General features: G+C 45.9%; 22 protein-coding genes. 16 read left to right on the plus strand and 6 right to left on the minus strand.

Features of this window, described 5'->3' with window-relative positions:
• The first annotated feature begins 18 nt into the window (after positions 1 to 18).
• The 3 genes from QP339_RS05935 to QP339_RS05945 all read left to right on the plus strand — a co-directional run bounded on the left by QP339_RS05935 (position 19) and on the right by QP339_RS05945 (position 3,400).
• On the plus strand, positions 19 to 570 hold the full coding sequence (locus QP339_RS05935; protein ID WP_284910793.1) for a LemA family protein: 552 nt from the start codon (positions 19 to 21) through the stop codon (positions 568 to 570).
• Positions 564 to 2,369 carry a DUF2207 family protein gene (locus QP339_RS05940; RefSeq protein ID WP_284910794.1) on the plus strand — a complete coding sequence of 602 codons (1,806 nt, stop codon included), beginning with the start codon at positions 564 to 566 and terminating at the stop codon, positions 2,367 to 2,369. The genes QP339_RS05935 and QP339_RS05940 overlap by 7 nt, the downstream gene beginning before the upstream one ends.
• A 146-nt stretch (positions 2,370 to 2,515) precedes the next feature.
• The gene (locus tag QP339_RS05945; RefSeq protein ID WP_284910795.1) at positions 2,516 to 3,400 is read left to right on the plus strand and encodes a DUF368 domain-containing protein; all 885 of its coding nucleotides are present in this window, start codon (positions 2,516 to 2,518) and stop codon (positions 3,398 to 3,400) included.
• A gap of 45 nt (positions 3,401 to 3,445) precedes the next feature.
• Here QP339_RS05945 and QP339_RS05950 read toward each other — a convergent pair whose 3' ends face one another.
• Both QP339_RS05950 and QP339_RS05955 read right to left on the minus strand, forming a co-directional pair.
• Positions 3,446 to 4,189 carry an amino acid ABC transporter ATP-binding protein gene (locus tag QP339_RS05950; protein WP_284910796.1) on the minus strand — a complete coding sequence of 248 codons (744 nt, stop codon included), beginning with the start codon at positions 4,187 to 4,189 and terminating at the stop codon, positions 3,446 to 3,448.
• Positions 4,182 to 5,822 carry an ABC transporter permease subunit gene (locus tag QP339_RS05955; protein WP_284910797.1) on the minus strand — a complete coding sequence of 547 codons (1,641 nt, stop codon included), beginning with the start codon at positions 5,820 to 5,822 and terminating at the stop codon, positions 4,182 to 4,184. Before QP339_RS05955 ends, QP339_RS05950 begins: the two co-directional genes overlap by 8 nt.
• Before the next feature lie 230 nt (positions 5,823 to 6,052).
• Between QP339_RS05955 and zapA the strand changes: the two genes are divergently transcribed.
• The 4 genes from zapA to trxA all read left to right on the plus strand — a co-directional run bounded on the left by zapA (position 6,053) and on the right by trxA (position 9,950).
• Entirely contained in the window at positions 6,053 to 6,532 is a 480-nt protein-coding gene (gene zapA, locus QP339_RS05960) for a cell division protein ZapA (protein WP_284910798.1), read from the plus strand.
• Between the two features lie 21 nt (positions 6,533 to 6,553).
• Positions 6,554 to 7,129, plus strand: coding sequence for a hypothetical protein (locus QP339_RS05965; protein WP_284910799.1), 576 nt, complete (start codon positions 6,554 to 6,556; stop codon positions 7,127 to 7,129).
• A gap of 24 nt (positions 7,130 to 7,153) precedes the next feature.
• On the plus strand, positions 7,154 to 9,556 hold the full coding sequence (locus QP339_RS05970; RefSeq protein ID WP_284910800.1) for an endonuclease MutS2: 2,403 nt from the start codon (positions 7,154 to 7,156) through the stop codon (positions 9,554 to 9,556).
• Positions 9,557 to 9,638: 82 nt separating this feature from the next.
• Entirely contained in the window at positions 9,639 to 9,950 is a 312-nt protein-coding gene (gene trxA, locus QP339_RS05975; RefSeq protein WP_067975842.1) for a thioredoxin, read from the plus strand.
• 254 nt (positions 9,951 to 10,204) lie between these two features.
• On the opposite strand, the gene mgsA is transcribed toward trxA, so the two are convergent.
• A complete protein-coding gene (gene mgsA / locus QP339_RS05980; RefSeq protein ID WP_070616949.1) occupies positions 10,205 to 10,666 on the minus strand; it encodes a methylglyoxal synthase in 462 nt (153 codons plus the stop codon).
• A 91-nt stretch (positions 10,667 to 10,757) separates the two neighbouring features.
• On the opposite strand from mgsA, the gene racE reads away from it, so the two are divergent.
• Both racE and QP339_RS05990 read left to right on the plus strand, forming a co-directional pair.
• The gene (gene racE, locus QP339_RS05985) at positions 10,758 to 11,558 is read left to right on the plus strand and encodes a glutamate racemase (RefSeq protein WP_070616950.1); all 801 of its coding nucleotides are present in this window, start codon (positions 10,758 to 10,760) and stop codon (positions 11,556 to 11,558) included.
• Between the two features lie 11 nt (positions 11,559 to 11,569).
• Entirely contained in the window at positions 11,570 to 12,169 is a 600-nt protein-coding gene (locus QP339_RS05990) for an XTP/dITP diphosphatase (protein WP_070616951.1), read from the plus strand.
• Between the two features lie 45 nt (positions 12,170 to 12,214).
• Here QP339_RS05990 and QP339_RS05995 read toward each other — a convergent pair whose 3' ends face one another.
• Positions 12,215 to 13,102, minus strand: coding sequence for a mechanosensitive ion channel family protein (locus QP339_RS05995; protein WP_284910801.1), 888 nt, complete (start codon positions 13,100 to 13,102; stop codon positions 12,215 to 12,217).
• Positions 13,103 to 13,312: 210 nt separating this feature from the next.
• On the opposite strand from QP339_RS05995, the gene QP339_RS06000 reads away from it, so the two are divergent.
• From QP339_RS06000 to QP339_RS06010, 3 genes are all read left to right on the plus strand, one after another.
• Positions 13,313 to 13,822 carry a DUF948 domain-containing protein gene (locus tag QP339_RS06000; protein ID WP_067975865.1) on the plus strand — a complete coding sequence of 170 codons (510 nt, stop codon included), beginning with the start codon at positions 13,313 to 13,315 and terminating at the stop codon, positions 13,820 to 13,822.
• A gap of 20 nt (positions 13,823 to 13,842) precedes the next feature.
• A complete protein-coding gene (locus QP339_RS06005) occupies positions 13,843 to 14,406 on the plus strand; it encodes a YtxH domain-containing protein (RefSeq protein ID WP_284910802.1) in 564 nt (187 codons plus the stop codon).
• A 524-nt stretch (positions 14,407 to 14,930) separates the two neighbouring features.
• Positions 14,931 to 15,941, plus strand: coding sequence for a substrate-binding domain-containing protein (locus QP339_RS06010; RefSeq protein WP_067975873.1), 1,011 nt, complete (start codon positions 14,931 to 14,933; stop codon positions 15,939 to 15,941).
• Between the two features lie 91 nt (positions 15,942 to 16,032).
• On the opposite strand, the gene QP339_RS06015 is transcribed toward QP339_RS06010, so the two are convergent.
• The gene (locus QP339_RS06015; RefSeq protein WP_284910803.1) at positions 16,033 to 18,528 is read right to left on the minus strand and encodes a transglycosylase domain-containing protein; all 2,496 of its coding nucleotides are present in this window, start codon (positions 18,526 to 18,528) and stop codon (positions 16,033 to 16,035) included.
• Between the two features lie 115 nt (positions 18,529 to 18,643).
• Here QP339_RS06015 and QP339_RS06020 point away from each other — a divergent pair, with 115 nt between their 5' ends.
• The 4 genes from QP339_RS06020 (at position 18,644) to QP339_RS06035 (ending at position 23,942) form a co-directional block, all read left to right on the plus strand.
• Positions 18,644 to 19,540, plus strand: a complete 897-nt coding sequence (locus tag QP339_RS06020) for a diacylglycerol/lipid kinase family protein (protein WP_284910804.1) — start codon at positions 18,644 to 18,646, stop codon at positions 19,538 to 19,540.
• A gap of 74 nt (positions 19,541 to 19,614) precedes the next feature.
• Entirely contained in the window at positions 19,615 to 20,349 is a 735-nt protein-coding gene (locus QP339_RS06025) for a YebC/PmpR family DNA-binding transcriptional regulator (protein ID WP_067975883.1), read from the plus strand.
• 127 nt (positions 20,350 to 20,476) lie between these two features.
• Complete coding sequence (locus QP339_RS06030) at positions 20,477 to 22,210, plus strand: ABC transporter ATP-binding protein (RefSeq protein WP_284910805.1); 1,734 nt, start codon at positions 20,477 to 20,479, stop codon at positions 22,208 to 22,210.
• The gene (locus QP339_RS06035; protein WP_284910806.1) at positions 22,203 to 23,942 is read left to right on the plus strand and encodes an ABC transporter ATP-binding protein; all 1,740 of its coding nucleotides are present in this window, start codon (positions 22,203 to 22,205) and stop codon (positions 23,940 to 23,942) included. Before QP339_RS06030 ends, QP339_RS06035 begins: the two co-directional genes overlap by 8 nt.
• A 79-nt stretch (positions 23,943 to 24,021) precedes the next feature.
• Here QP339_RS06035 and gpmA read toward each other — a convergent pair whose 3' ends face one another.
• Positions 24,022 to 24,699 (minus strand): 2,3-diphosphoglycerate-dependent phosphoglycerate mutase, encoded by a 678-nt coding sequence (gpmA, locus tag QP339_RS06040; protein WP_067976620.1) that lies wholly within the window; start codon positions 24,697 to 24,699, stop codon positions 24,022 to 24,024.
• Positions 24,700 to 24,816 lie beyond the last annotated feature (117 nt).

A 24,816-nucleotide genomic window follows, 5' to 3' on the forward strand; every position in this document is an offset into this window, starting at 1 on the left:
AATAGAAAGAGGATCATTATGGGAATGATAATTGGACTCGTTGTTTTAGCACTTATTGCCTTAGTTGTGGTATGGGTTATTGGACGCTATAATCAAATGATTGGCACAGCTGAAATGGTAGACAATGCCATGGCCCAAATTGCGGCTCAAGTGGAATCGCGCTGGGATGCTTTGAGCAATTTAATTTCAGCTACTAAGTCCTATCAGAGCCACGAAGCGGACACTTTGAAGCAAATTGTCCACGAACGCTCTGGGGTCAGCCGCCAGTCGAGTGTCAGCCAAATTGAAGAAGACCAAGCCCAGTTCGAACGAGCCATGCGGGCCATTGACGTGGTAGTCGAACAATACCCAGATCTTAAAGCATCAGGTGTTTACCAACAGACCATGTCGAACGTCGACAAGTATGAAAACAATGTCCGCCAGTCGCGTATGGTCTTTAATGACATGGTGACTAAGTTTAACCGCTTGATCAAGGTCTTTCCTAATTCCATTATTGCTAACTTAACTGGTTTTCAGCCTAAGGATTACTTCAAGTCTAGTCCTGACAAGGCGGAGATGCCACAATGGTAAAGCCTGGACACCAGCGCTTCCTCCTCTTCTTAGTCAGCCTTATCCTTACTGTTATGGCCCTGCCTGGAGAAATAGTCTGGGCCAATGAGAATAAGGGGATCCAGGTCGACGTGACCCTCCAGCCAGATGGCAGTGCCAGGATCCGAGAAGTCTGGGATATGGTTGTCGATGAAGGGACGGAGCTCTATAAACCAATGACCATGCTGGACGACCAAGAACTAGTCGATTACCAAGTTAAAGTTGACGGCCAGCCTTTGACCTACCAAGAAAATTGGGATGTGGAAGCCTCCCAAGAAGAGAAGTCAGGCCATTATGGTCGAGCAGATGGAGAATTAAACTGGGGGATAGGGGCTTACGGGCCTCATACTTATGAAATCTCCTATCAAATTAATAACTTTGTCGCTCAGAGCCAGACCGAACAGATGGTCTTCTGGAAGTTGGTCAATGACTCTATGTCGCCGGCTCCAGGGCAAATTAAAATTAGTCTGCAGTCAGATCTAGAGCCTCTGACCTTAGAGAATAGCTATCGAGCCTGGGCCTTTGGTTTTAGGGGAAAACTCTCCTTTGAAAATGGCAAGATCATAGCTAGCAGTCAGGGAGATTTCGATGGCTCTAATTATGCTACTCTCCTCCTTCGTATTCCGGCTGGGACCTATCAGACCGGCCTCAAAGTGGACAAGTCCTTTGAAGACTATCTCAAGACCGCCTTTGAGGGCAGTGATTATAACTATGAGGACTACGACCCGGAAGCTACTTATGAAGATCTCCAAACCGGGAGTTTGAATGCCAAAGGGCCCTCAGCCTTTGACCGCTTTATGGACCGCCATCTAGGGAAAATCATCCTAGCGGGCCTTGCCCTTGTCGGAGTATCTGGAGCTATGGGCGCTTACCATATCTACAAGCAGCGTAAACTGAAAGCTCGTTATTATCCGACCATGGCCCAGGCAGAAGAGCGTTTGGAGGGCCACTACCACCGGGAAACACCGGCGGAGGATGTCTATCAAATCTATGCCTTATTGGAAGATATGGAAGTTGAAGACCTCAAGGCAAATTATCTCACCGTTGCCTTGCTTGACCTGGTTGCTTCAGGGGCCTTACTTATAGAGACCAACCTAGAATCTGGTCTCTTTAGAAGCAAGGAAGAGAGTCTCTTTAGCCTAGTTGCTGACCAGACACCATCTGGACCAGCTGGGAGTATTTACCAGCTAATGGCTAAGGCTCAAGGTAAGAGAGACCAGCTCAGCCAGTCAGAATTCAGCCATTATGTGGAGAATAACCCAGAAAAATTCATCCAAGCTTTGGCTAGGATGAAGACCCATAGTAAGTCCTATCTGAAGGAAGCTGGCTATTTGAAGTCATTACGAGCAAAAGCAGCTAAGGAAAAGACGGAACGCGACCAGGCGGATGACTTGGTAGACCTGCCACTGACTGATCAAGGATTTGTCTTTAGAGACCAAGTCGTAGGCTTTAAGAATTATCTTGCCGACTACTCCTTGCTCAATGAAAGAGGGGCTAAAGAAGTTGGTCTCTGGGACCAAATGATGCTTTATGCCGGCGCCTATGGGATCTTGGAAGAAGTAGAAAAGGAATTTGAAAAAGTTTATCCCAACTACTACCAGTATTCTAGCTTCAACCAAGTCCCTCTAATGAATTATTACTGGATCAGCCGGTCCATCAACCAGTCTTATGTGAAGGCAACGAGCATGAGCGAGGTTTCTAGCTCTGGGGGCGGTGGCTTTACTAGTATCGGAGGAGGTGGCGGTTCCTTCGGTGGCGGCAGCGGCGGAGGTGTCCGCTAAGCCTGCCTTTTGAACTCTCTTTCTTAGGCCTAGGTCTAGGAAGGGGAGTTTTTCTTAGCTTATAAAATTTTAGTCTTCTTTAATTAAATTTATCTGGCTTTCATGTATAATTGAGAAGTTAAGTGAAAGATTATGGAGGTTTAAACGTGAAAAATCAAGAATTAAGTAATGATTTATTTTCTAAAGATTGGTTTTTTAGGATATTCAAAGGTGCCCTAGTTGGAATCGGTGGCATCCTGCCTGGCCTATCGGGTGGGGTCCTCGCAGTTATCTTTGGGCTCTATGATGAAATTTTGAGTTTTTTAGGCAACCTAACCAAGAATTTCTGGAAGAATGTCCGCTACTTTATTCCAGTTGGGATTGGCTTTGTGTTGGGGATCTTGCTTTTCTCCTTTGTAGTTAAGGAAGCCTTTGGAGCCTATGAAGGGCTCTTTACCTGCTTATTTATCGGTTTTGTGATCGGTACCTTCCCTTCCCTCTACCGGCAAGCTGGGGAAGAAGGCAGGTCAACAGCTGACCTGGCTATTATGGGGGTCAGTGCGGTCTTACTCTTCTTGCTGATGGTTGTTGGCGGGAGCGCGCTCACAGCGGTTGAACCGAATTTCTTTGTCTGGTTAATGTCTGGGGCCTTAATTGGTCTAGGTGTCATTGTACCGGGGATGAGCCCAAGTAATTTTTTGATTTACTTTGGTCTCTATGAGAAGATGTCTGCGGGTATCGCAGCTTTGGATTTCTCAGTGATTATCCCTCTCGCTTTAGGGGGCTTATTCTGTGTATTGGCTCTAGCTAAAGTCGCCAATTGGCTTTTTGCCCACTTTTATTCCAAGATGTACCACTTTATCTTAGGAACAGTCATCGGGTCTTCGCTGGCGATCTTCCCGACTGTCGTCTTTCCAACCTTTACCGCGGAAGGTCTGGCAGCTTCTGGATTGAGCTTCTTCTCCAACTTACTTTTATCCGTTTTAATGCTGGTTGCAGGGGTGCTTTTCTCCCTGTGGTTCGCCAAGATTGAAGCTAAATATTCCAAATAAAAAATTGGCAGTCCTAGTTTTTAAACTAGCTACTGCCAATTTTTCTTATTTTTCAGCTAAATAGCGGGTTAGGAATTCTTTCGTTCGTTCATGTTTAGGGTGGTTGATCACCTGGTCAGGTTCGCCATCTTCTACGATGTACCCCTTATCCATGAAGCAGATGCGGTTGGAGACGTCCCGAGCAAAGGCCATCTCGTGGGTAACAACGATCATAGTCAGTCCCTCTTCGGCTAGCTGGGTCATAGTCTGGAGAACTTCACCGACCATTTCCGGGTCTAAGGCAGAAGTGGGCTCATCGAAGAGAAGTAATTCTGGATCCATGGAGAGGGCCCGAGCAATGGCTACCCGCTGCTGCTGTCCCCCCGAAAGTTGGTGGGGCATGGCATCACGGTAGGGGGCCATGCCGACTTTTTCCAGGTTAGCTAAGGCCACTTGTTCCGCATCTTTGCGGTTGCGTTTCATAATTTTTTCTTGGCCAATCACACAGTTTTCAAGAACGTTCATATTTTTGAAGAGGTTGAATTGCTGGAAGACCATACCGACCTTGGCTCGAAACTTATTTTGGTCAAAGTGGCTGGCGAGAATTGATTGGTCATGGAATCGAATGTCTCCTTCAGTGGGTTCTTCAAGCAGGTTTAGACAGCGCAAGAGGGTTGATTTACCTGATCCGGATGAGCCAATAATGGAGATGACTTCACCTGGACTGACTGAGAAATCGATATCCTTAAGTACGACATTATCGCCAAATGCTTTCTTTAAGTGGTCAACATTTAAGATTGCATTAGTCATGAATTTCCACCTCACTTGTTGATGATTGGTAAACAGTATAGGAGTCGCTGCCGCTCATCTTGTGTTCGACGAGACGCAAGATACGGGTCGTGGTGAAGGTTAAGACGAAGTAGATGATCGAGGTAATGAAGAAGGTTTGGAAGGTAAGATAGGTTGTCCCGGCGGCTGAACGGGTCACGAAGAAGAGCTCCGTTACAGCGATTACGTTAAGGACAGAGGTATCTTTGATATTAATCACAAATTCATTACCCAGGGCAGGTAAGATTGAGCGGATAGCTTGGGGAAGCACCACATAGGTCATAGTTTGGAAATGGTTCATCCCGATTGCCTTAGCAGCTTCACTCTGTCCATCGTCAACACCGATAATCCCGCCCCGGATAACTTCGGCTAGGTAGGCTCCGGTATTCACAGACACGATCAGTAAGGCAGCAAACATGGAGCTCATATCAATATTGAAGAAGAGCTTGGACCCATAGAAGATCAGCATGGCTTGAACCATCATTGGCGTGCCACGGAAGATTTCGATATAGGCCATGATAATAAAGTCAACGATCTTATATAGTGTTTGCCCCAAACGATTATGTTTAGGCACTTTAATGGTCCGGTAGATGGCGATTAAGAGGCCAATGAAGAAGCCGACTAAGGTTGAAACGAGGGCAATGAACATGGTATTTGTTGCCCCTTTGATGAATTGGGAACTGTAGGTCTTCCAGATCCCAGCGACTTCGCCCCAGAAACCCGCTTCTTGGTTTCTTTGGTTGAGATCAACCATGTCTTCCATGATTTGGTTTCGTTCATCTTCAGAGATAGTCGCTAACGCGGCATTGATCTCTGAAGTGAGAGGGGAGGACTTGCGCAAGCCAACCGAAATTGAGCTGGATTGGTCGCCGAGGTCAAAACCTTGGCCTTCTTCAAAGCTCACCATAGTTAAATCATCATTAGCTGCTAAGGCAGCTAGGGCACCTGGCCGTTCGGAGATATAGCCATCGATCTTATCACTGAGTACGGATGAGATCATGGTAGGGAAGGAATCCATGGCGGTCTCTTTTTTAACACCTGGCACCTGGTCGATTAAGTTATAGTGGAAAGTATTTAATTGGCCAGTAAGGCGGCCGCCGTTGAAGTCTTCCAAGCTCTTGGCATTGGCATAAGGGCTGTCCTTGCGGGTGACGATAACGATATCCGAATTATAATAAGGATCTGAAAAGTCAATCTGGCGGAGTCGTTCAGGCGTTGGGGACATGCCCGCGATAATCGCATCAATCTTGCCTGATTCCAGGGCTGGGGGAAGGCCATCCCAATCCAGTTTGACAATTTCCAGCTTGAGCCCTAGCTTGTCAGCCAGGCGCTTAGCAATCTGTAGGTCGTAGCCATTGGCGAATTGGCCGTCTGCATTAGAAATTTCAAAACCACCATTGGCATCGGAAGTTTGGGTCCAGTTGAAGGGCGCGTAGTTAGCTTCCATTCCGACTCTTAGGATCCCCGGGCTTTCCAAACCCTGTTCAATTTTTTCTTGGTTAAACTGCGTGCTAGCTTCTGACTCAGCAGCTTGGGCTGGCTGGGGCAAGACACTTGCAATTGCCAGAAAAACTGTCATTAAAACAGCAAAAAAGGACAATACCTTTCTTGTCATATGTATTCTCTCCAATCTTGATGAAAATTCAACCGACAGAAGCGGTTGACATCTAGTATGTCGTTCTCAATGATACCATGGAACGCCAGGTTTTTGTCAAAAAAAAATCATAAAAGCTGAGATTTCTGAAAGGATAAATACAATGGAAATAAAAGCGACTGACTAGCGCCTTTAATCGACTCATGCTAAAATAGATAAAGAATGACCAGTTAAGGAGAGAAAGGATGCCTATGACGAAGAATAAAAAAATGCGTCATCAAGTCGTAATTGCTAACCAAGACTATACCATTGTCAGCGATAAGTCGCGTGCGCATGTCGACCAGGTAGTTGAAATTCTTAACCAACAAATGAAGGAGATGCAGACTAGCCATTATGCTATCTCAACTGAAGAACAAGCCCTCTTAGCGGCAGTCAATGCTATTTCCGACCGCTTAGACCTTGAGCTGTCAGTTGAAAATCGTAATCAGAGCCAAGAAACGGCCAGCGATATTGGAGGGTTAGAAGCTGAAGTCAAAGCTTTAAAAGAGGAAATTCATTTTCTCCATAAAAATTTTGCTAAAGCTCTTCAACGTTTGTTAAAAGAGCGGGATGCTTCTGAGTCAGTCAGTCCAGTTGATCGTCACGACCAAAGCCAAGAAAAGACAGCGAGTCAGCCGAGCGCTTCATCGGATCGCAAACAGGGAGGCTTGACTAAGACCCGCCGCCACTAGTGCAAAGGAGCGCATCTGGCTATGATTCTTATCTTATTTTTATTGCTTAGTTTGATCAAGGGCTTAGCCTATTATCGAAGACCCTATTTATTGGGAGGCTGGGGAGCAGGGGCCTATGCCTTGACCTTGGCCTCCGCCTTTAGCCTGGCTCGTGTTTTGAGCCCAACTTTAGTAGGCCCCTTGGAACTTTTCCTTCCTCTGCCAGGCCATGACTTAGATACGACTTACGCTTTTTATCCAAGAGAACTGATTCCTAACTTGGATACAGCTTTTTTCAGATTAGCGGCTTTTTGTTTCGTTTTCGTTTTTACTCTACTTCTTTTGCGCCGCTTGACTAGGCCTCTACTTGTTCTTACTTCGAGTCAGCAGTCGGTGCAGCTAAGCAAGTCCCAGCTAAGCTTAGTGGGGATTTATGCCTTGCTAGATAGCTATTTTTTAATTTTTTTCAGCTTACAGCTGCTAACTTTCATAGGGCACCCACAAGTGCAGACATTTTTAGGCGACGATTTCTTTGCTTCTAGACTTTTATTCCAAAGTCCCCTTTTAAGTCAGTGGATGTTTGCTTTTATTTTTGATGGATTAGCCCTAAATCTCTAGTGTTTGCGAAGGAGGATGCTCTGTTTGAATCATAAAATATTTGAAACACTTGAATTTGACCGTATTCGTCAGGAGGTTAAGGGATATTGCCAACACCCGCTTGCTAGCGAGAAGAGCCAGTCTCTTACAGCCATGACAAATCGAAAGGAAATCCAACAAGCGCTCGATGAAGTTGAAGAATTTTGCCGTTTGGATGCCTTGACCTTGGAAATGCCATTGGGTCGGGTGAACGATATCCGTCCTAGCCTAAAGCGCCTGGAGATCCAAGCTTCTTTAAATGGCCAAGAGCTAGCAGGAATTCTACAGCTACTAACTCTAGTTAAGGGCTTGCTTAACTTCCAGGGGCGGCTCCAGGAAGAGGAGGAAGTCTTTGAATGGATCCAAACTTACCTGGACCAGTTAGTCGCTTTGGCGGAAGAGAGACGGGCCTTGGAAGCGGCCATTGAAGTTGATGGTACTGTCAAGGATGGGGCAAGCAGCCGCTTAATGCAGATCCGCCGCCAACTCCACAACGAGGAGAACAATATTCGCCGCCAACTGAACCAAATTATTAAATCCAATAAAAGCGCCTATTTGAGTGACCAGCTGGTAACGATTCGAAATGACCGCTATGTTCTCCCTGTCCAACATTCCTACCGCCATGCCTTTGGGGGGATCGTCCACGACCAGAGTGCTAGTGGACAAACTTTATATATTGAACCCCAAGTGGTAGTGGAAAGCAACAACCGTTTGCAGGCTCTCAAAAGAGAAGAGAAGGAAGAAATTGAGCGGATTTTGGCAGAACTCTGTGCCAACTTAGTCCCCGTTCTTGCGGATTTAGCGTCTAATAACGAGCTGCTTGGCCACTTAGACTTTATCCATGCCAAATTTCAATTGGCTAAAGCTTACCAGGCCAGTAAACCTGTACTTGCACAAGCAGGCGATCAGCTTGCTCTTAAGGCAGCCTACCATCCCTACCTAGATGCCGATACGGCCGTAGCCAATGATATTTACTTCAGTTCGGACTATCGAATGATTATTATCACTGGACCCAACACAGGTGGGAAGACCATCACCCTTAAAACAGTGGGCCTGATTCAGTTAATGGCTCAGTCTGGTCTATTCATTACGGCTAAACCAGGTTCAAAGCTTGAAGTTTTTGATGAAATCTTCGCTGATATTGGTGATGAGCAGTCGATCGAACAGAACTTGAGTACCTTCTCTGGGCATATGACCAATATTATTCAGATCTTGGAGCGAGTGGATAGCCAAAGCTTGGTCTTAGTCGATGAGCTGGGCTCTGGGACAGATCCTCAAGAAGGAGCAGCTTTGGCCATGGCGATTCTGAACCGCTTATCAGATAGCCAAGCCAAGGTGATGGCAACCACCCACTATCCAGAACTTAAAGCCTTCTCATATGAACACCCAGCCAGCATCAATGCCAGTGTCGAATTTAATGAGAAGACTTTGAGTCCAACTTACCGACTCTTGATCGGGGAACCCGGACGGTCTAATGCCATTGATATCGCTAGTCGTTTGGGTCTCGACCATGACATTATCCAAGAAGCTCGCTCCTATATCTCTAGCGATAGCCACAATCTTAATGATATGCTCCTCTCCTTGGATGAACAGCGGCAGAAGTTTGAACGCAAGTCCAAGCAACTCAATCAGAACATGCAGAAGGCCGATGACCTCCTCCATGATTTAAAATTAGCCTACCAAGCCATGCGGGAAGATAAGGAAAAATACCTACAGCGGGCTAAAAAAGAAGCCAATGAGATTGTGGAAAAACGTAAGAAACAATCCGATAAAATCCTGCAAGATATCCGCCAATGGCAGCTTGACCAAGGCAAATCACAGGTCAAAGAACATGAGATGATCGATAAGAAGAAAGCTCTTGACGATTTAACCTACGAAGAACAGCAATTGCAGCAGAATAAGGTGCTTAAGAAAGCTAAAGAAGAAAAAGCGGCCCAAGAGGCGGCTAAAACTTTAGAAGTTGGCGATGAAGTGAAGGTGATTCCTTATGGTCAAGAAGGCGTCGTTATGGAAGAAAGGGAAGATGATGAGTGGGTAGTTCAGATGGGGATCTTGAAGATGACCCTGCCACGCAAGGATCTTAAACTCCTCCGCAAGAGCAAACAGGCAGCAACAGACAAGCCAGCAAGAGCTAGTGTTAAAGCCTCTAAAGCTAAGTCAGTGTCATCCAGCCTCGACTTGAGGGGAGAACGTTATGATGATGCCATGAAACGTTTGGATGCCTATATTGATGCTGCGCTCCTGGCTAATTATGGCCAGGTCACGATTATCCACGGCCATGGGACAGGGGCCTTGCGCAAGGGCGTGCAAAACTATCTCAAACGCCATTCTCGGGTGGTGGATTTCCACTTTGCTCCCTATAATATGGGCGGCAACGGTGCGACTATTGTTAAGTTTAAGGAAGACTAAAGCCAGGCAAAACTTATCTAAAAATCAGCAGCCTATGTTATACTAAAATTATACAAGTAAAGAAATACTAAGGAGGTATCTTATGGTACAAGCACTAACTGATGCAAACTTTGAAGCAGAAACTCAAGACGGACTAGTCCTGGTTGACTTTTGGGCAACTTGGTGTGGCCCTTGCCGGATGCAAAGTCCAGTCATTGAACAATTAGATGATGAAATGGGCGACCAAGTGAAATTTACTAAGGTCGATGTGGATGAAAACCAAGAAACAGCTCGTCAATTTGGCATTATGTCGATTCCAACCCTTCTTATTAAAAAGGATGGCGAAGCAGTTGAGACTTTAATTGGTTATACACCAAAAGAAAAATTGGAACAAATCTTAGAACAATATCTATAAGATAAGCAAAAATTGAGCGGTTGGGCTAGGCCTAACCGCTCATGTGCTTAAATATGATTGATTGTTTGATAAGGTCCCTTAGTGATAGCTCGCTTGTTCTTGCGAGGGAGGCAGGCTAGTCTCATACCCTGTAGTTGGGTTCGCAAGAGCAGCCTTGAAGTGATTTCAGCTCATCGAAACGTCTGACTGACGTCAGCCTTTTTCGATGAGCCTCCAATCATTCAAGTCTAAGCGCTCTTGCTCACACCCTTTGCTTATTTGATTGGTCGGTCTGGGTTGCCGTGGGCGAGGTTGGCGCGGATGTCTTTGTTGATAGCGCCTTGGTCGTATTGGGTCCGCCAGTCTAGGTAACCTGCTTCAAGGCCGCGGATGAGAACTTCTGCTGTTCCGATGTTAGTTGCTAGCGGCACATTGTAGACGTCGCAGAGACGAATTAGCGCATTGACATCAGGCTCATGGGGCATGGCAGCTAGGGGATCGCGAAGGAATACCACTAAGTCCATTTCATTTTGCGAGACCGCTGCACCGATCTGTTGGTCACCACCGAGGGGGCCAGATTGGTAACGATGAACCTTGAGTCCTGTTGCCTCTTGGATCTTCTTTCCTGTCGTGCCGGTTGCAAAAAGCTCATGTTCCTGTAAAATTTCCTTGTAGGCTGTCGTGAAAGCAATCATAAGATCTTTCTTGCTATCGTGAGCAATTAAAGCAATTTTCATTTAAAAGCCACCTTTCAATTAAGTAAAAAATCTATAATCATCTTCTAATTAATTGTAACACGAATTTGAAAATAAAGGATTTGAGAAGTTTATGAATTTACCTATTGCCTTTCTGGATTCGGGGGTCGGGGGCCTAACGGTTGTTAAAGAAGCCATGCGTCAACTGCCCAATGAGTCCCTAATCTATATCGGTGATAATGCTCGTTGCCCCTATGGCCCGAGACCTGAGGAGGAAGTTTCTTTCTTTACCAATCAATTGGTCGATTTCCTGGTCAAGCAGGGGGCTAAAATGCTCGTTATTGCCTGCAATACGGCCTCTGCGGTGTGTCTGGAAGAGGTGCGCAAGCGCTTGGATATCCCGGTAATTGGGATGATCCAGCCTGGTGCCCGAGCCGCCAATAAAGCCACACGCAAGGGACGCATCGGGATCTTGGGCACCCAGGGAACGATCGAAAGCGGGGCCTACCAGGAAGCTTTATGGGCTAAAAATAACCACTTAGAGCTTTTTCCCTTGGCTTGCCCCGCTTTTGTCCCTTTAGTCGAAAGTCACCAATACCAGTCCTCTTTAGCTAAGAAATTAGTGGCTGAGACCCTAGCAGATTTGCGCAAAAAAGATCTCGATACCCTGATCCTAGGTTGTACCCATTTTCCTCTATTAGAACAAACCATCCAACATGTTATGGGGAAAGAAGTTACTTTGATCGATTCAGGGGCGGAAGCCGTGTCAGAATTATCGATTTTGTTGGACTATCTGGGCTTGGCAGAATCTCGGCCGGGACATGCTAAACAGCATTTCTATACGACAGGCTCGGTTCGTTTGTTTAAAGAAATCGGCCAGGACTGGCTGGGCCGAGAAATGGCTGTGAAACAAGTTAAATTAACTGATTTATAGGAGGATAACGGATGAAAAAAATTGTCATTGCTACTAAAAACCCAGGTAAGGCCAAAGAATTTGAAATGATCTTTGCCAATTACCAGGTAGAAACTCTTTTAGACCATCCAGAAATGGCAGATATTGAGGAAAATGGACGCAGTTTCTTGGAGAACGCCGGGATAAAGGCGCGGACTGCTGCTCAAGCTTTAGGAGAAATCGTGATTGCGGATGACTCAGGCTTATCTGTGGATGCCTTGGACGGAGCCCCCGGTATTTATTCCGCGCGCTATGCAGGTCCAGAAAAATCGGATGCTGCTAACCGCGCCAAACTATTAGAGGAATTGCAGGATGTTGATCCAAGCAAGCGGCAAGCTGCCTTCCACTGTGTCTTAGTCGTCGCTGGAGCCAATGGTGAAATCCTAGCAGACTATGAAGGAAAATTAGAAGGCGAAATTTTAACAGAAGAGCGAGGAACGAATGGGTTTGGTTACGATTCCCTCTTCTATGTGCCTAGCAAGGGGATGACTACCGCTGAAATGACAGCAGAGGAAAAAGCAGCCATTAGCCACCGTGGTCAAGCCCTGGCAGCCCTCCAAGAGGACTTAGACCAAGGCAAGTTAAAGCTCTAAACACACAAAAACCAGCTCCTTTAATTTGGAGGCTGGTTTTTTCGATTAGGCATTTTCATTGAACTTTTCTTCCCGAGCTTGGAGCATGGCCATGGAAGTATTGAATTGAGATTCGGGTTGGCTGATACCTGCTTGGTCTAAGGCTTCAGTAAGTTTGCTGTAGTACTTGCCTTCGACATCTAGCTGCATGCCATTAACCGCAAAGAGACGGACCCGGTAAATCAGGTTGAAGCGGTTGTTATCGCGGAAGACTCCCAGATAGATGGGATCTTGAGCGAGTAGGGGATCCGGTTGTTCTTTTTCCATGCAAGCTCTAAGCACGGCTTCAATTTGGTCAGCATCCGAATCGGGATAAATTCTCAAGTCGATATCGCAGCGGATAGGGTAGCGGGAGCGGTTGGTGACATCTGTAATATTACGGTTGGAAATAAAATGTAGGTCCCCGTTAAAGTCCTTAATGACTGTGGTTCGGATGCCTAGCTTAGAAATTTCGCCTTCATAATCGTTGATGAGAACCGTATCACCCACATCAAATTGGTGTTCTAAGAGGATAAAGAAGCCGTTAACAATATCGTTAACGAGACCTTGAGCCCCAATACCAATCGCCACACTGGCAATCCCGGCACCGGCCATCAGTGTAGCGACTGGAACGCCCAAGATCGCTAAGACAGAGTAGATGACGAGGAAGTAATAGGTATACTGGATAAAATTTTGTACCAAGGTACGCAAGGTTTGTTGACGGGCAGGATTCTTCTCAAAACGTTCGGCCTTGTCGTAATAAAAATCAACCGAGCGAGTTAACAAGCGGCGGACGATCGAGAGAATCAAGACAGTGATAACAATTTGAATGATATTACCAAACCAAGAGCTGATGACTTGGTCCCATTCAATTTTAGAAAAATAATTAGTAAAAAAAGTTTTGATTTGTGACATGGCTGCCTCCTAGTTTCTTTTAAGTATTCTAATTTTAAGGAGAAAGCATGGAAAAGTAAAGTTTTCTGATTGGCTTGCCGCTTGTGCTATAGGAAAAAAAGATTTTTTTGTATTCTCTAAAGAAAAATGGTATGATTATCCTATGAAAATGGGAAGCAATGACTATAAATCTGAAGAGCTTACCCGATAATATAAGGGGTGATGTGCAAGATGACATGGGGCGGAGCTGCAGCCTTAATTGCTGCCATAGCTTTTGCAGTCTTGGTTGTTTTTTTGGTTCTTTTAGTGAGAGAACTCACAACAACCATTAAGAATGTGAGTCAGACAGTTGAAGAAGTTAATGATACCTTGGCTGTTTTGCGGCGTGATGTCGATGACTTATCTATTGAAGCACAGGGACTTTTGAATAAGACCAATGTGCTGATGGATGATGTCAATGGTAAGGTGAGCACCGTGGATCCATTATTTAAGGCAATCGGTGACCTCGGCGTATCAGTTTCTGACGTCAATGATGCAACTCGGGATCTGGTAGTCAGCATCCGACAAAAAGACCAAAAAGCTCAGGATAAGTCGGCTAGCCAAATTAATAGCCAACTTTCAGCTGGGACAGCTAAAGAAAAGTCAGGCGCTGTTGAAAAACTCGGTCAGACCGCTAAGCGGCTCAAGCAAAAGCGCTATATACGTAAGGTAAAAGAAGCATCAGAAAGTAAAGCATTTTAAGAGTTAAAGGAGTTATTATCATGAGTAAAAATAATTTAGGATCATTCTTATTAGGCGCCTTCGTGGGAGGGACTGCAGCAGCAGTGACAGCCTTACTATTTGCACCTAAGTCTGGTGAAGAATTACGCCAAGATATCAACGAACAAGCTCGTCAAGCTCGCGATACAGCCCGCGATTACAAAGATTTAGCCTTAGAAAAAGGCGCTGCAATCTATGACACCGCTTATGTTGCTGCTGATGATATCCGCATTAACTTAAAAGAATCTGCAAGCAATATTAAGTCGCAATTAGCTGAAACAGGCGAAGAAGTTAACCAACAGTACCAAGCAGCTAAGCACGATATCGCCGAGGCTTACAATGAAGCATCTGATTCTGTTAAAGAAAGCGCAGAAGAGGGTAAGGAAGCAGCAAAAGCTGCTGGTAAAGAAATTAAGGATGAAGCTAAAGCAGCCGGCGAAGAAGTCAAGGCAGAAGGCAAGGCAGCTAAAGACCAAGCCGAAGCTGATGCTAAAGTAGCTAAGGATGTCGCAAAAGAAGAAGGCAAAGATGCTAAAGAACAAGCTGAAGCTAAGTCTAAAGCTTAAATCAAGAAAAAATGAGAAAAAAGGAGGCTGGGACAAAAGTTCCGGCTTCCTTTTTTAAAAAGCAAAATTTTAAAAACGTGTTCCAAAAGTCAGGCTTGACATCCACTTTATGCAGGGGAGAGACTTGGCGCTTAGGCTTGGATGGTTGGAGCAAGTTAGAATAAGAACGAAGAATTCGCTTGTTTATGCCTTAGCGAATCCTACTACGACCTATGTCTAAGCCTTTACCAACGATTTCCCATAGTTCGCTCCTATGGTTCAGGCCTGATCGACTTTTGTCACACGCTCTTTATGTAAATTTTTCATTAATAAATGTAAAAAAATTCAAATTTTAAGCAATTATGTATTGTATTTATCCGCACTTAGTGTCAAAATAGTACTTGTGCTTATTTTAGTGAAAACGCTATAACTCATTTGAAAAAGAGATGAAAGCTTATAAGAATCTTATAGTAAACGCTTGCATTTCTTTGAAGACTTGCTTATACTTACTGTGACTACATGTGGAAAAATCGAGGAGGGAAAGCATGAACAAACAAACTGTAACAATCTATGATGTTGCTCGTGAAGCAGAAGTCTCCATGGCAACGGTATCGCGTGTGGTTAATGGCAATACCAATGTCAAACCATCCACACGTGAGAAAGTTATGAAGGTCATTGAAAAATTAGACTACCGTCCAAATGCTGTGGCAAGGGGGCTAGCAAGCCGGCGGACCACCACGGTTGGGGTTATTATTCCGGATATTACGAACCTGTATTTTTCAAGCTTTGCATTAGGTATTGACGATATCGCCGCTATGTATGATTATAGTATCATCATGGCCAATGCTGACCAAGGTCGGGAAGAAAAAGTGGTAACGGATATCCTATCCCGCCAAGTGGATGGCTTGGTTTATTTAGGCCACACGATGACAGATAAGATCCGCCATGAGGTTGAACGGACTCGGACACCGATTGTCTTGGCTGGCATGATTGATCCTGAAGGCAAAATGCCTTCTGTCCACATTGATTATGAATCAGCTGTAGCAGAAGCTGTTTCTCGCCTTTTCGACCAGGGTATTGAGGATGTGGCCTTTATTTCAGCCCCTGAATATCAAGTCGATGATGAGCTAGGTCGCTTTAATGGCTATAAGAAGGCCTTAGCTAGTCACAACAAGGACTTGGATTCGGCCCTGTGCTTAACGGCCGAAAACTCCCGCTACCGGGCAGCTGAAGAGGTTGGCCAAGAGCTGATCGATTCTAAGGCCCAAGCCGCTATGATTATCGGCGATGAATTAGCAGCAGGCGTCAGCAATTATGTTCAAGACAAGGGACTTAAGGTGCCAGAAGATATTTCGATTGTGTCATCCAATAACTCTATCATCACAGAAATTGTCCGCCCCCAACTTACAACTATTGCGCCCCCGCTTTATGATATTGGAGCAGTTGCCATGCGAATTCTAACCAAGTTAATGGGTGATAAGTCAGTTGAAGAAGAAGTCATTGAAAACAAAAACATTCTGCCTTATAAAATTATCGTTCGCGATTCTACCAAATAGCTAAAACTAGCTTTATTTCTTAGTCATACAGAATAGTAAAGCCCTCAAAGCTTTCTCAGGAAAAGCTTGAGGGCTTTATTTATGGACTTAATTAGGCGGCTTCACTTGCGTTAGCCTGGTCACTTGAGGCTTGATCTTCCTTTTCTTTAATGGCATCAAATGGTCGATTAAAAGCTCTCTCCAAGCGTCGCCGGTAGCCTTGGAGGATGGAAAGAAAGCGCTGGTTAGTCGCTTCTGAATCTTTAATCCGGTAGTCTTCTAGCTCAAAGGCTAGCTCATCCAGCTCAGCCCCGATGGCATAGTTAAAGCTAGCATTAGGCAGGGGCATGTTTTGGGGGAAGAGCTCAGTTTTCTTTGCCTCTTCAGCTGGGATATGATAGCGACTTTGGTAGGGACCTGGGAAGTCTCCAGCGGCTTGACCGGTTTTCTCTACGATAGGGAATTCACGGACACTATCCGGTCGGTTAAAATGCTGGCCAGCGCCCAGAAGCTGGGCGTTATTAGCATAGAGGGTATTCATAGCTGACAGCCAGTACTTGGCATGGCGGTCTGAGGGACGGCCGAAAGCTTGGTTATCATCCGCCTGGTCGAGGCTCTGTTGAATGCTTGGATTGTCGTAGCCAATCCAGGAGGCGAGGCTGACCGCTGGAGTGCTACCAACAACCCAGCTATCAATGTAGCCTTCAGAGGTGCCTGTTTTAACTAGCCAGTCTAAGTCTGCCGGTAAGGCTTCCTGGTGGTCTTGCCAGAGGCCTTCTGTTTTAACCGACTTAAGCATATCAGCCAGGATATAGGCCACATCTGAGTTAAAGGCCCGCTTATTTTCTTTTTGGGCTTGGTAGTAAAGCTTGCCATGCCGGTCGTGGATGCTTTGGATGAGGTGGGGCTTGTGGTAGACCCCACCATTCGCAATAGTGGCGTAGGCAGCGGCCATTTCAGCAACTGTTGGACCTGTTTGCGTTCCACCCAAGCTAAGTGCCAGGTTCTGGTACTCATGGTCGCCAATGGCTTGTCCCAAGCCCAAGTTGTTCATATAGGATTTGAGGTCAGCCCCTTCTTGGACCAGTGTCTGGTAGAGATGCACGGTTGGGTTATTTAGGGACTGGGCTAGAGCTTGTCGGGCTGTGACAATCTGGTTGGAGATGGTCTGGCCATAGTTACTTGGTTCATAGTAAGTCCCGTCCTCTTCTTGGGTCCGGATATAGTTATCAGCAAGACGCGTTGCGGGACTAATCAATCCCTCTTGGAGGGCAGGCCCATAAGTAAGTAGAGGCTTGATGGTCGAACCTGGTGACCGGCGCGTGGAGAAAGCATGGTCCGTTTGCTGTTTGCTGTAGTCAACCCCTGCTGTAAAGGCTAAGATAGCCCCTGTATGATTATCAATGAGGACCGCTCCATTCTGGACGATATCACCTTGGCGGGGGCTTCCCAAACGGCTTGCATTTTGCTGGAGTTTAGCCTCCAAGGCCTGGTGAAGGTCCAATTGAACCGTACTTTGAATCTCAAGACCGCGATTTTTAAAAGCTTGCTCAGCTTCATCATAATAATTGGCCAAACGTTCAGGTTGTTCTTTGACGGCTTCCCAGTTTTCTCCTCGGGCTTCAGCTAGACTCTGAGTGAGGATGAGTAAGCTCTCGCGCTTAAGGGCTTGGAAGAGGAAGCTGTGGGGGTCCTGACTTTCAGGGGCTTTTTCTTCGCTTGGGATAAAGTCTTGGCGGATATCATAAGTTTTAGCGGCTTGGAATTCTTCTTCTGAAATGACTTCTTCAATCCGCATCCGCTCCAGGACTTCCGCCATCCGGTCAATTCCTAGTTTCATTTGCTCTTCTGGCTTAAATTTGCCATTTTGCTGGTAGGGGGTGTAGCTGTAGGGATTCTGTGCCAGCCCGACGAGAAAGGCAGCTTGGGGGATGTTCACGTCAGCTGCTTTTTTCCCAAAAAGTCCCTGGCTGCTTGCTTCAATACCTGCAACATTCTCTCCTCTGGCATTCCGACCGAAGGAAGAGAAGTTGAGATAGGCTTCAAGGATTTGTTCTTTAGTGAAAAACTTTTCCAAACGGATGGCGAGCAGTAGTTCCTTTGCCTTACGGGCCAAACTGACCTCATTAGTCAACAGCGTTTGCTTGATTAACTGCTGGCTGAGGGTTGATCCGCCTGAGGGGTTGCCGATACCAAAAAGATAAGAAGCCGCCGCTCGGAAGATGGCGCTAGGTACGAAACCAGGGTGGTCGAAGAAATATTCATCTTCGGTTGCCACTAGGCCATTAACAATGAGGGGGTTAACCTGGTTGAGGGGAATATTCTCGCGTCGAATATCTGGCTGGACTTGGAAAAGGATCTGACCGTCCTGGCTAAGTAATTGTGAGGGTTCTTCTGTATTCACCATGGCCTGGGCCATTTCTTGACGGCTTGGGATAGGGTCATCTTCCGTCAGACCAAGCAGGTAACCTAGTCCCAAGCCTAGGATAAGGACAGCGAGGGCGCAAAATAAGGCCAGGCAGGCTTTAAGAGCTTGACCAGCTAGAGCGAGTAGACGGCTCAGATGGCTAAGAAAAGAGAGATTTTTATTTTGAAAAGAATTTGGCATAAGTCACCTCCGTGGACTGGTTTTCTTTATTATAACAAAAGACGCCAAGTAAGGGGGCTTTAGCTAGGCTATAACTTAAGATTTCTAGTATAATAAGGCTAAAGGAGGACGGCCCATGGAAAACTGTTTACTCATTATTAATCCTGTCGCTGGTAACGGCTTGGGACGTGCAGTCGCTCCCGAATTAGACTGGACCTTGGCCAAAAGTTTTGCGCATACTCATTTAGTTTTTACCCGAGGAGTAGGTGATATAGCACGCATTATTGGCCATTACCACGACCAGGTGGACGCTGTTTTTGTGGCAGGGGGTGACGGCACTCTTAATGAGGCGGTCAATGCACTGGCCCCTTATCACTTTGATCGACCCTTGGGCTATATGCCTCTAGGAACGGTGAATGATATTGGTCGGGTTTTGAAAATTTCCCAACAACCCAAGGAGGCGCTCAGGCAGCTTTCCCGCCTACGAACTTGTTCTGTCGATCTGGGGCGGATTAATAACCAATACTTTATGAATGTTGTTGCTGTGGGACAGATTCCTGAAGCCGTTAAAGAAACAAAGGCAGAAGCTAAGAAGCGCCTAGGCAAGCTGGCCTATGTGGCAGACGGCGTTCAAGCCTTCTTCCAATCCAATGCCCAGACGTATGACATCATCGCGGATGGCGACCACCATATCGTTGAGACTGAACTCATCTTGATCTGCTTGACGAACTCAGTAGGGGGGATCGAACATATGGTTGAGCGCGCTCGGATTGATGATGGTTGGGCCCACCTACTCTTTCTCAAGAACCGTCATAGTCTTGAATTTGTCCCTGAACTCCTTCAGAGTGCTCTTCAAGGGGATATTTCCGCTTCTAAGTTTGTCCAGTACAGACGGGCTAAGGATATCCAATTAAAGGCCCTAGATCAGCCGATGACTTCCAATGTCGACGGCGATGCCGGGCCCAAGCTACCTGTTCATGTTGAAGTCCTAGCAGGCCAGCTTAAGCTGCTCGTGCCTGACTTAAGAACTTAAGTTGCGTAAAACCCTAAAATTTGCTATTATTGATACGTTAATTTGAAAATTACTTTAGGAAAGAAGGGGCTTTTGTGTCAGGACATAATAAATGGAGTAAAATTAAAAACACAAAGGGCGCGGAAGACGCCAAACGTGCCAAGGTTTTCCAAAAATTATCACGGGAAATCTATATGGCAGTTAAACAAGGTGGACCGGAGCCGAACTCCAACCCCGCCTTGCGGATGGTGATGGATAAAGCTAAGTCCGCCAACATGCCAAAATCTAATATTGAGCGTGCTATTGATAAAGGTAGTAATCAAAATAGTGGTGAAGATTACGATGAAGTAACTTATGAAGGCTATGGTCCTAATGGGATTGCCGTTTATGTCGAAACTTTAACAGACAATACTAACCGTACCCTGAGCAATGTGCGGACCATCTTTAACAAGAATGGGGGCAGTTTGGGAGAATCAGGCTCTGTTGCTTTTATGTTTGACCGTAAGGGTTATATTGCCATTGAACGTGAAGGCTTAGATGTTGATGAAGATACCATGCTGATGGAAGCCTTAGAAGCAGGCGCTGAGGACCTCCAAGTTTCGGACGAAGTTTTCGAAATTTATAGTCAAGCGGAAGACTTTGGTGATGTCCGTGATGCGCTGAAAGAAGACGGTTACGAACTTGCCAGTGCCGAATTAACCATGGTCCCTAAGACACTGATTGATTTACCAGCTGACAAGGCAGAAACTTTTGAAAATCTGATCGACAAGCTTGAAGATGATGATGACGTGCAAAACGTTTATTACACGACAGAATTACCTGAAGACTAAGTCAAAAATATGAGAAAAAAACTGGGCCTCGGTCCAGCTTTTTTCTTTAGGACCAAACTTGAGCAGGTCTTGTAAATTTGCTATTCTAGAACTAATCTTTAACGAATGAAGGGAGAGTCACCTGGCTATGCGTGTCATTGATGTGCTCAAAGAAAATAAGTGGCGGGCGCTGACGGGTTTTATTTTTAAGAGCCTTGAAGCCATCTTAGAATTATTGGTGCCGTTTTTAATGGCTCATATTATTAATTACGGGATTCATCCAGGAAATTTGGACTATATTAAGAGCCGGGGGATTTTCTTGTTTATTTTGCCTCTGTGTGGCTATCTCTTGGCCTTAGTCTGCCAATGGTTCGCTTCCTTAGTCTCCCAATCCACGGGAAGCAAGTTGCGGTCTCTTTTGTTTGACCAGCTTAACCGCTTGGACCTGCAGCAGAGTCAAAGTTTAGGGTCAAGTTCGATTGCCAATCGCATGATTAATGACACCCACAATATCCAGGTTTGTATTGCTATGGCCATCCGTCTGGCTTCGCGTTGTCCGGTCCTATTGGTCGGTGCCATGGTCATGTCTTTTATTGTTAGCCCCCAGCTTGCTCCTATCTTTATTCTGGGCGGTCTAGTTTTGGGAACAATTCTTTCTCTTATTACCTTGGCTTCTAACCGCATCTTAGCCGGTATCCAAAAAGCTTTAGACTATTTGGGTCAACTCTTTGCTGAAAACTTATCGGGAATGCGTGACATCCGGTCTTTCGCCAGTCAAAAACGTGAAGTCCAGCGCTTCGAAGAGGCTAACCGAGACTGGAGGAAGCAGCAGGTTGCCTTGGCCCGGGTTCAATCGCTGGCCAATCCTGCTAGCCTCTTTGTGGTTAATTTATTGATCGCTCTTATTCTGTATTTTGGCGGGGGACTAGTGAACCGAGGGGCCTTCCAACAAGGCGAAGTGATTGCTCTTGTCAATTATATGAATACCATCCTTCTAGCCCTTAATGTCTTAGTCCAGGTGCTTGTAATGATTAGTCGGGGGGTAGCTGGAATCCAACGCGTGGATGAATTGCTAGCTCTTGAGCCAAGTATTGTAGATCCTGTGCCCAGTCACCGCTGCCCCGTACACCTAGAAGAACCAGCACTTGCTGTTAAGATCGACCAGCTAAGCTTTGCTTACGGACAAAAAGCTGTACTTAAAAATATTAATCTAAACTTAGCGCCTGGTGGCTTCTATGCGATAGTAGGTCCTACGGCGGCAGGGAAAAGCACTTTGATTCATTTGCTTGAGCGTTTTTATAAGCCGTCAAGCGGTCAGATTTTTTTGAATGGACAGGATACCCAAGAGATGGCCCTTACTGAGCTTAGACAAATGATCAGCCTAGTCCCCCAGCATGCCAGCCTCTTGACCGGGACGATTCGTTCTAACTTGCTTTTGGGCAGGGCAGATGCGACAGATGAAGAGCTCTGGCGGGCCCTGGAAGACGCCCAGGCCGCTCACTTTGTCAGCCAGCTTGATGGGGGCTTGGATGCCCCGGTTAGCCAGGGCGGGAAAAATTTCTCAGGGGGCCAACGCCAGCGCTTGACAATCGCTCGCGCCCTGGTCAAGGAGGCCGGACTTCTTATCTTAGATGACGCGCTGAGCGCTCTTGATTTTGCCACTGAGGCTCGGATTCGTTCGACCCTTGCCCAAAAATCAGCTAGCGTCTTATTGGTTTCCCAACGCTTAGCCTCAGTGCTTGAAGCTGACCAAATTATCGTCTTAAACTATGGCCAAGTCGAAGCGGTTGGAAAGCATGATGAGCTACTTGCTCAGAGTCCTAGCTATTATGCCATGGCCAAGTCACAAAAATTAGTAGAAGGAGGCGAGTCCCTTGCTTAGGTCTTTACGTGCACTTCTATCTTATTTAAGGCAGGAGAGCTTAAGCTTAGTCTTTATTCTTATTTTGGCTAGCCTATCCGTAGCCTGCCAAATTTTGATTCCGATTCAAATCGGTGAAGCGGTCAACCAGGTCCTCGGCAGGGGGCAAGTCTATTTTTCTGGCTTATACCAGCAGCTGGCTTATCTCTTGGTCAGTGCCGGTCTCGCCGCCCTCTTTATGTGGGGGCAAAACCGACTGATTAACCAGCTGAGCTACCGACTTATGGGCCGTTTGCGGATTGATCTTTTTAAAAAGCTGCAAAAATTGCCCTTGCATTTTATCGACCAGCATGCCCATGGTGACCTAGTCAGCCGAGCGATTAATGACGTGGATTTGGTGGGAAATGGTTTGGTCCAAAGTTTTACCAACTTTTTCTCCGGTCTAGCAATGATTATAGGGGTACTAGTAATGATGCTGTCTATCCATGTCCGCACAGCTTTAATTGTCATTGTTCTGACACCTTTGTCGATTGCGGTGTCCAGTTTTATCGCCAACCGCACCTATCGCTTTTTTCAGACCCAGTTAGCTTTGCGCGGCCAGCTCCATGCCTATACAGAGGAGCTCGCAGCTAACCAGCTGCTCGTCAAGAGCTTTCAGTATGAAGGCCAGGCGGAGGAAAACTTTAGTCAGCTCAACCAAGAACTCCACGAATCCGGCATTTGGTCCCAGTTTTACGGTGCCCTAGTCAATCCCTCAGCCCGAGTGGTCAATAGTTTAGTTTATGGGGCAGTCGGGCTCTACGGCGCTTTTGCAGTTGTTTCCGGTCAACTATCGGTGGGAATTTTTTCTAGTTTCCTCGCCTATGCCAACCAATACAGTAAGCCTTTTAATGATATATCCGCGGTGGTGAATGAGATGCAGACAGCCCTCGCTGCTAATGAGCGAATTTTTGACTTGCTGGGAGAAGAAGAGGCCGGTAATTCTTACCAAGTTGATCAGATTCCTACTTTTAAAGGGCAGCTTAGCTTTGACCAAGTCGCTTTTTCTTATCAGAAAGAACACCCGTTGATTGAAGACTTCTCCTTAGAAGTTCAAGCGGGGCAAACAGTTGCGATTGTGGGACCGACCGGAGCAGGCAAGTCGACCCTGATTAATCTCTTGATGCGCTTCTATGAGCTCGATAGTGGGCGTATCCTAATTGATGGGGTGGATAGCCGCCAGCTGGACAAGAATTATCTGAGACAGCTCTTCGGAATGGTCCTCCAAGATTCCTGGCTATTTGAAGGGACCATCTACGACAATATTGCTTACGGCAAGCCTGACGCGACTTATGACGAAGTGATTGCAGCAAGTAAAAAAGCCCGCCTCCACCCCCTTGTCCAACAGATGGACCAGGGCTATGACAGTCCCGTCCAAGTTGCTGGAGCCAACCTATCTTCTGGCCAGCAGCAACTAATCTGTATTGCCCGCATCCTGCTGACGGACTTTAAGATGCTTATACTCGATGAAGCAACGAGTTCCATCGACAGCTTAACGGAAGCCTTGGTCCAAGAAGCTTTCGACCAGATGATGCAAGGGCGGACAAGTTTTGCTGTCGCCCACCGCCTATCCACCATTCAGAATGCCGACGTGATTCTCGTCCTTGACCAGGGGCAAATCGTTGAACAAGGTAAGCATGAGGATTTACTCGCCCGCCAAGGCTTCTATTATCAGCTCTATAATAGTCAGTTTAGCCATTTCAGTAAAGAATAGAACAGACAAAAAGCCAGGTCAATCAGCTTATAGGAAGTGATTGACCTGGCTTTTGTTATAGCTTCTAAAAGCTTACAGATTATTTTTCTAGGATAGTTTTGTTAACAACATTAAGGTCTTCATCTAAATCGTAAACGATAGGTTCACCAGTTGCGATTTCAACTGAAGGAATATCTTCGTCAGAGATGTTTTCTAGGTATTTAGTAATGGAACGGAGGCTATTGCCGTGTGCCACAACTAAAACATTTTTGCCTTGCTTTAATTCAGGAGCAATGTGGTCTTCCCAGTAAGGTAGGGTACGGGCTAGGGTATCTTTTAAGCATTCGCCAGCAAGCAGACGGTTTTGGTCTAAGTCAGCATAGCGTGGATCATCGATGCCTTCTTCAGCTAATGGTGGGCGAACATCGAAGGAACGACGCCAAATGTGGACTTGTTCATCCCCATATTTTTCAGCAGTTTCAGCTTTATTTAAGCCTTGTAAGCCTCCATAATGACGTTCGTTTAAGCGCCAGTTTTTGTTGACGGGTAAGTAGAGACGATCCATTTGGTCTAAGACATTATAAGTCGTTTGGATGGCACGTGATAACATGGAAGTATGAACCGTGTCGAATTCAATACCAGCTTCTTTAAGGTCTTGACCAGCCTTTTGAGCTTCTTTAACCCCTTTTTCTGAGAGGCGAGGGTCTAACCAACCTGTGAAAACATTGGCTAAGTTTAATTCACTTTCGCCGTGACGGATGAAAACTAATTTCATTATAAAATTCCTCCTAAAAATAATTAATGAACAAGCATTATTATTCACCAAAGCAAGTTTTGCTTTGCTATCCTATATTTTACGCTATTTGCAGATGAGGGGCAAATGCTTTTGCAAATA

The sequence above is a fragment of the Aerococcus sp. UMB7834 genome, assembly GCF_030215145.1.
Lineage (GTDB): Bacteria > Bacillota > Bacilli > Lactobacillales > Aerococcaceae > Aerococcus.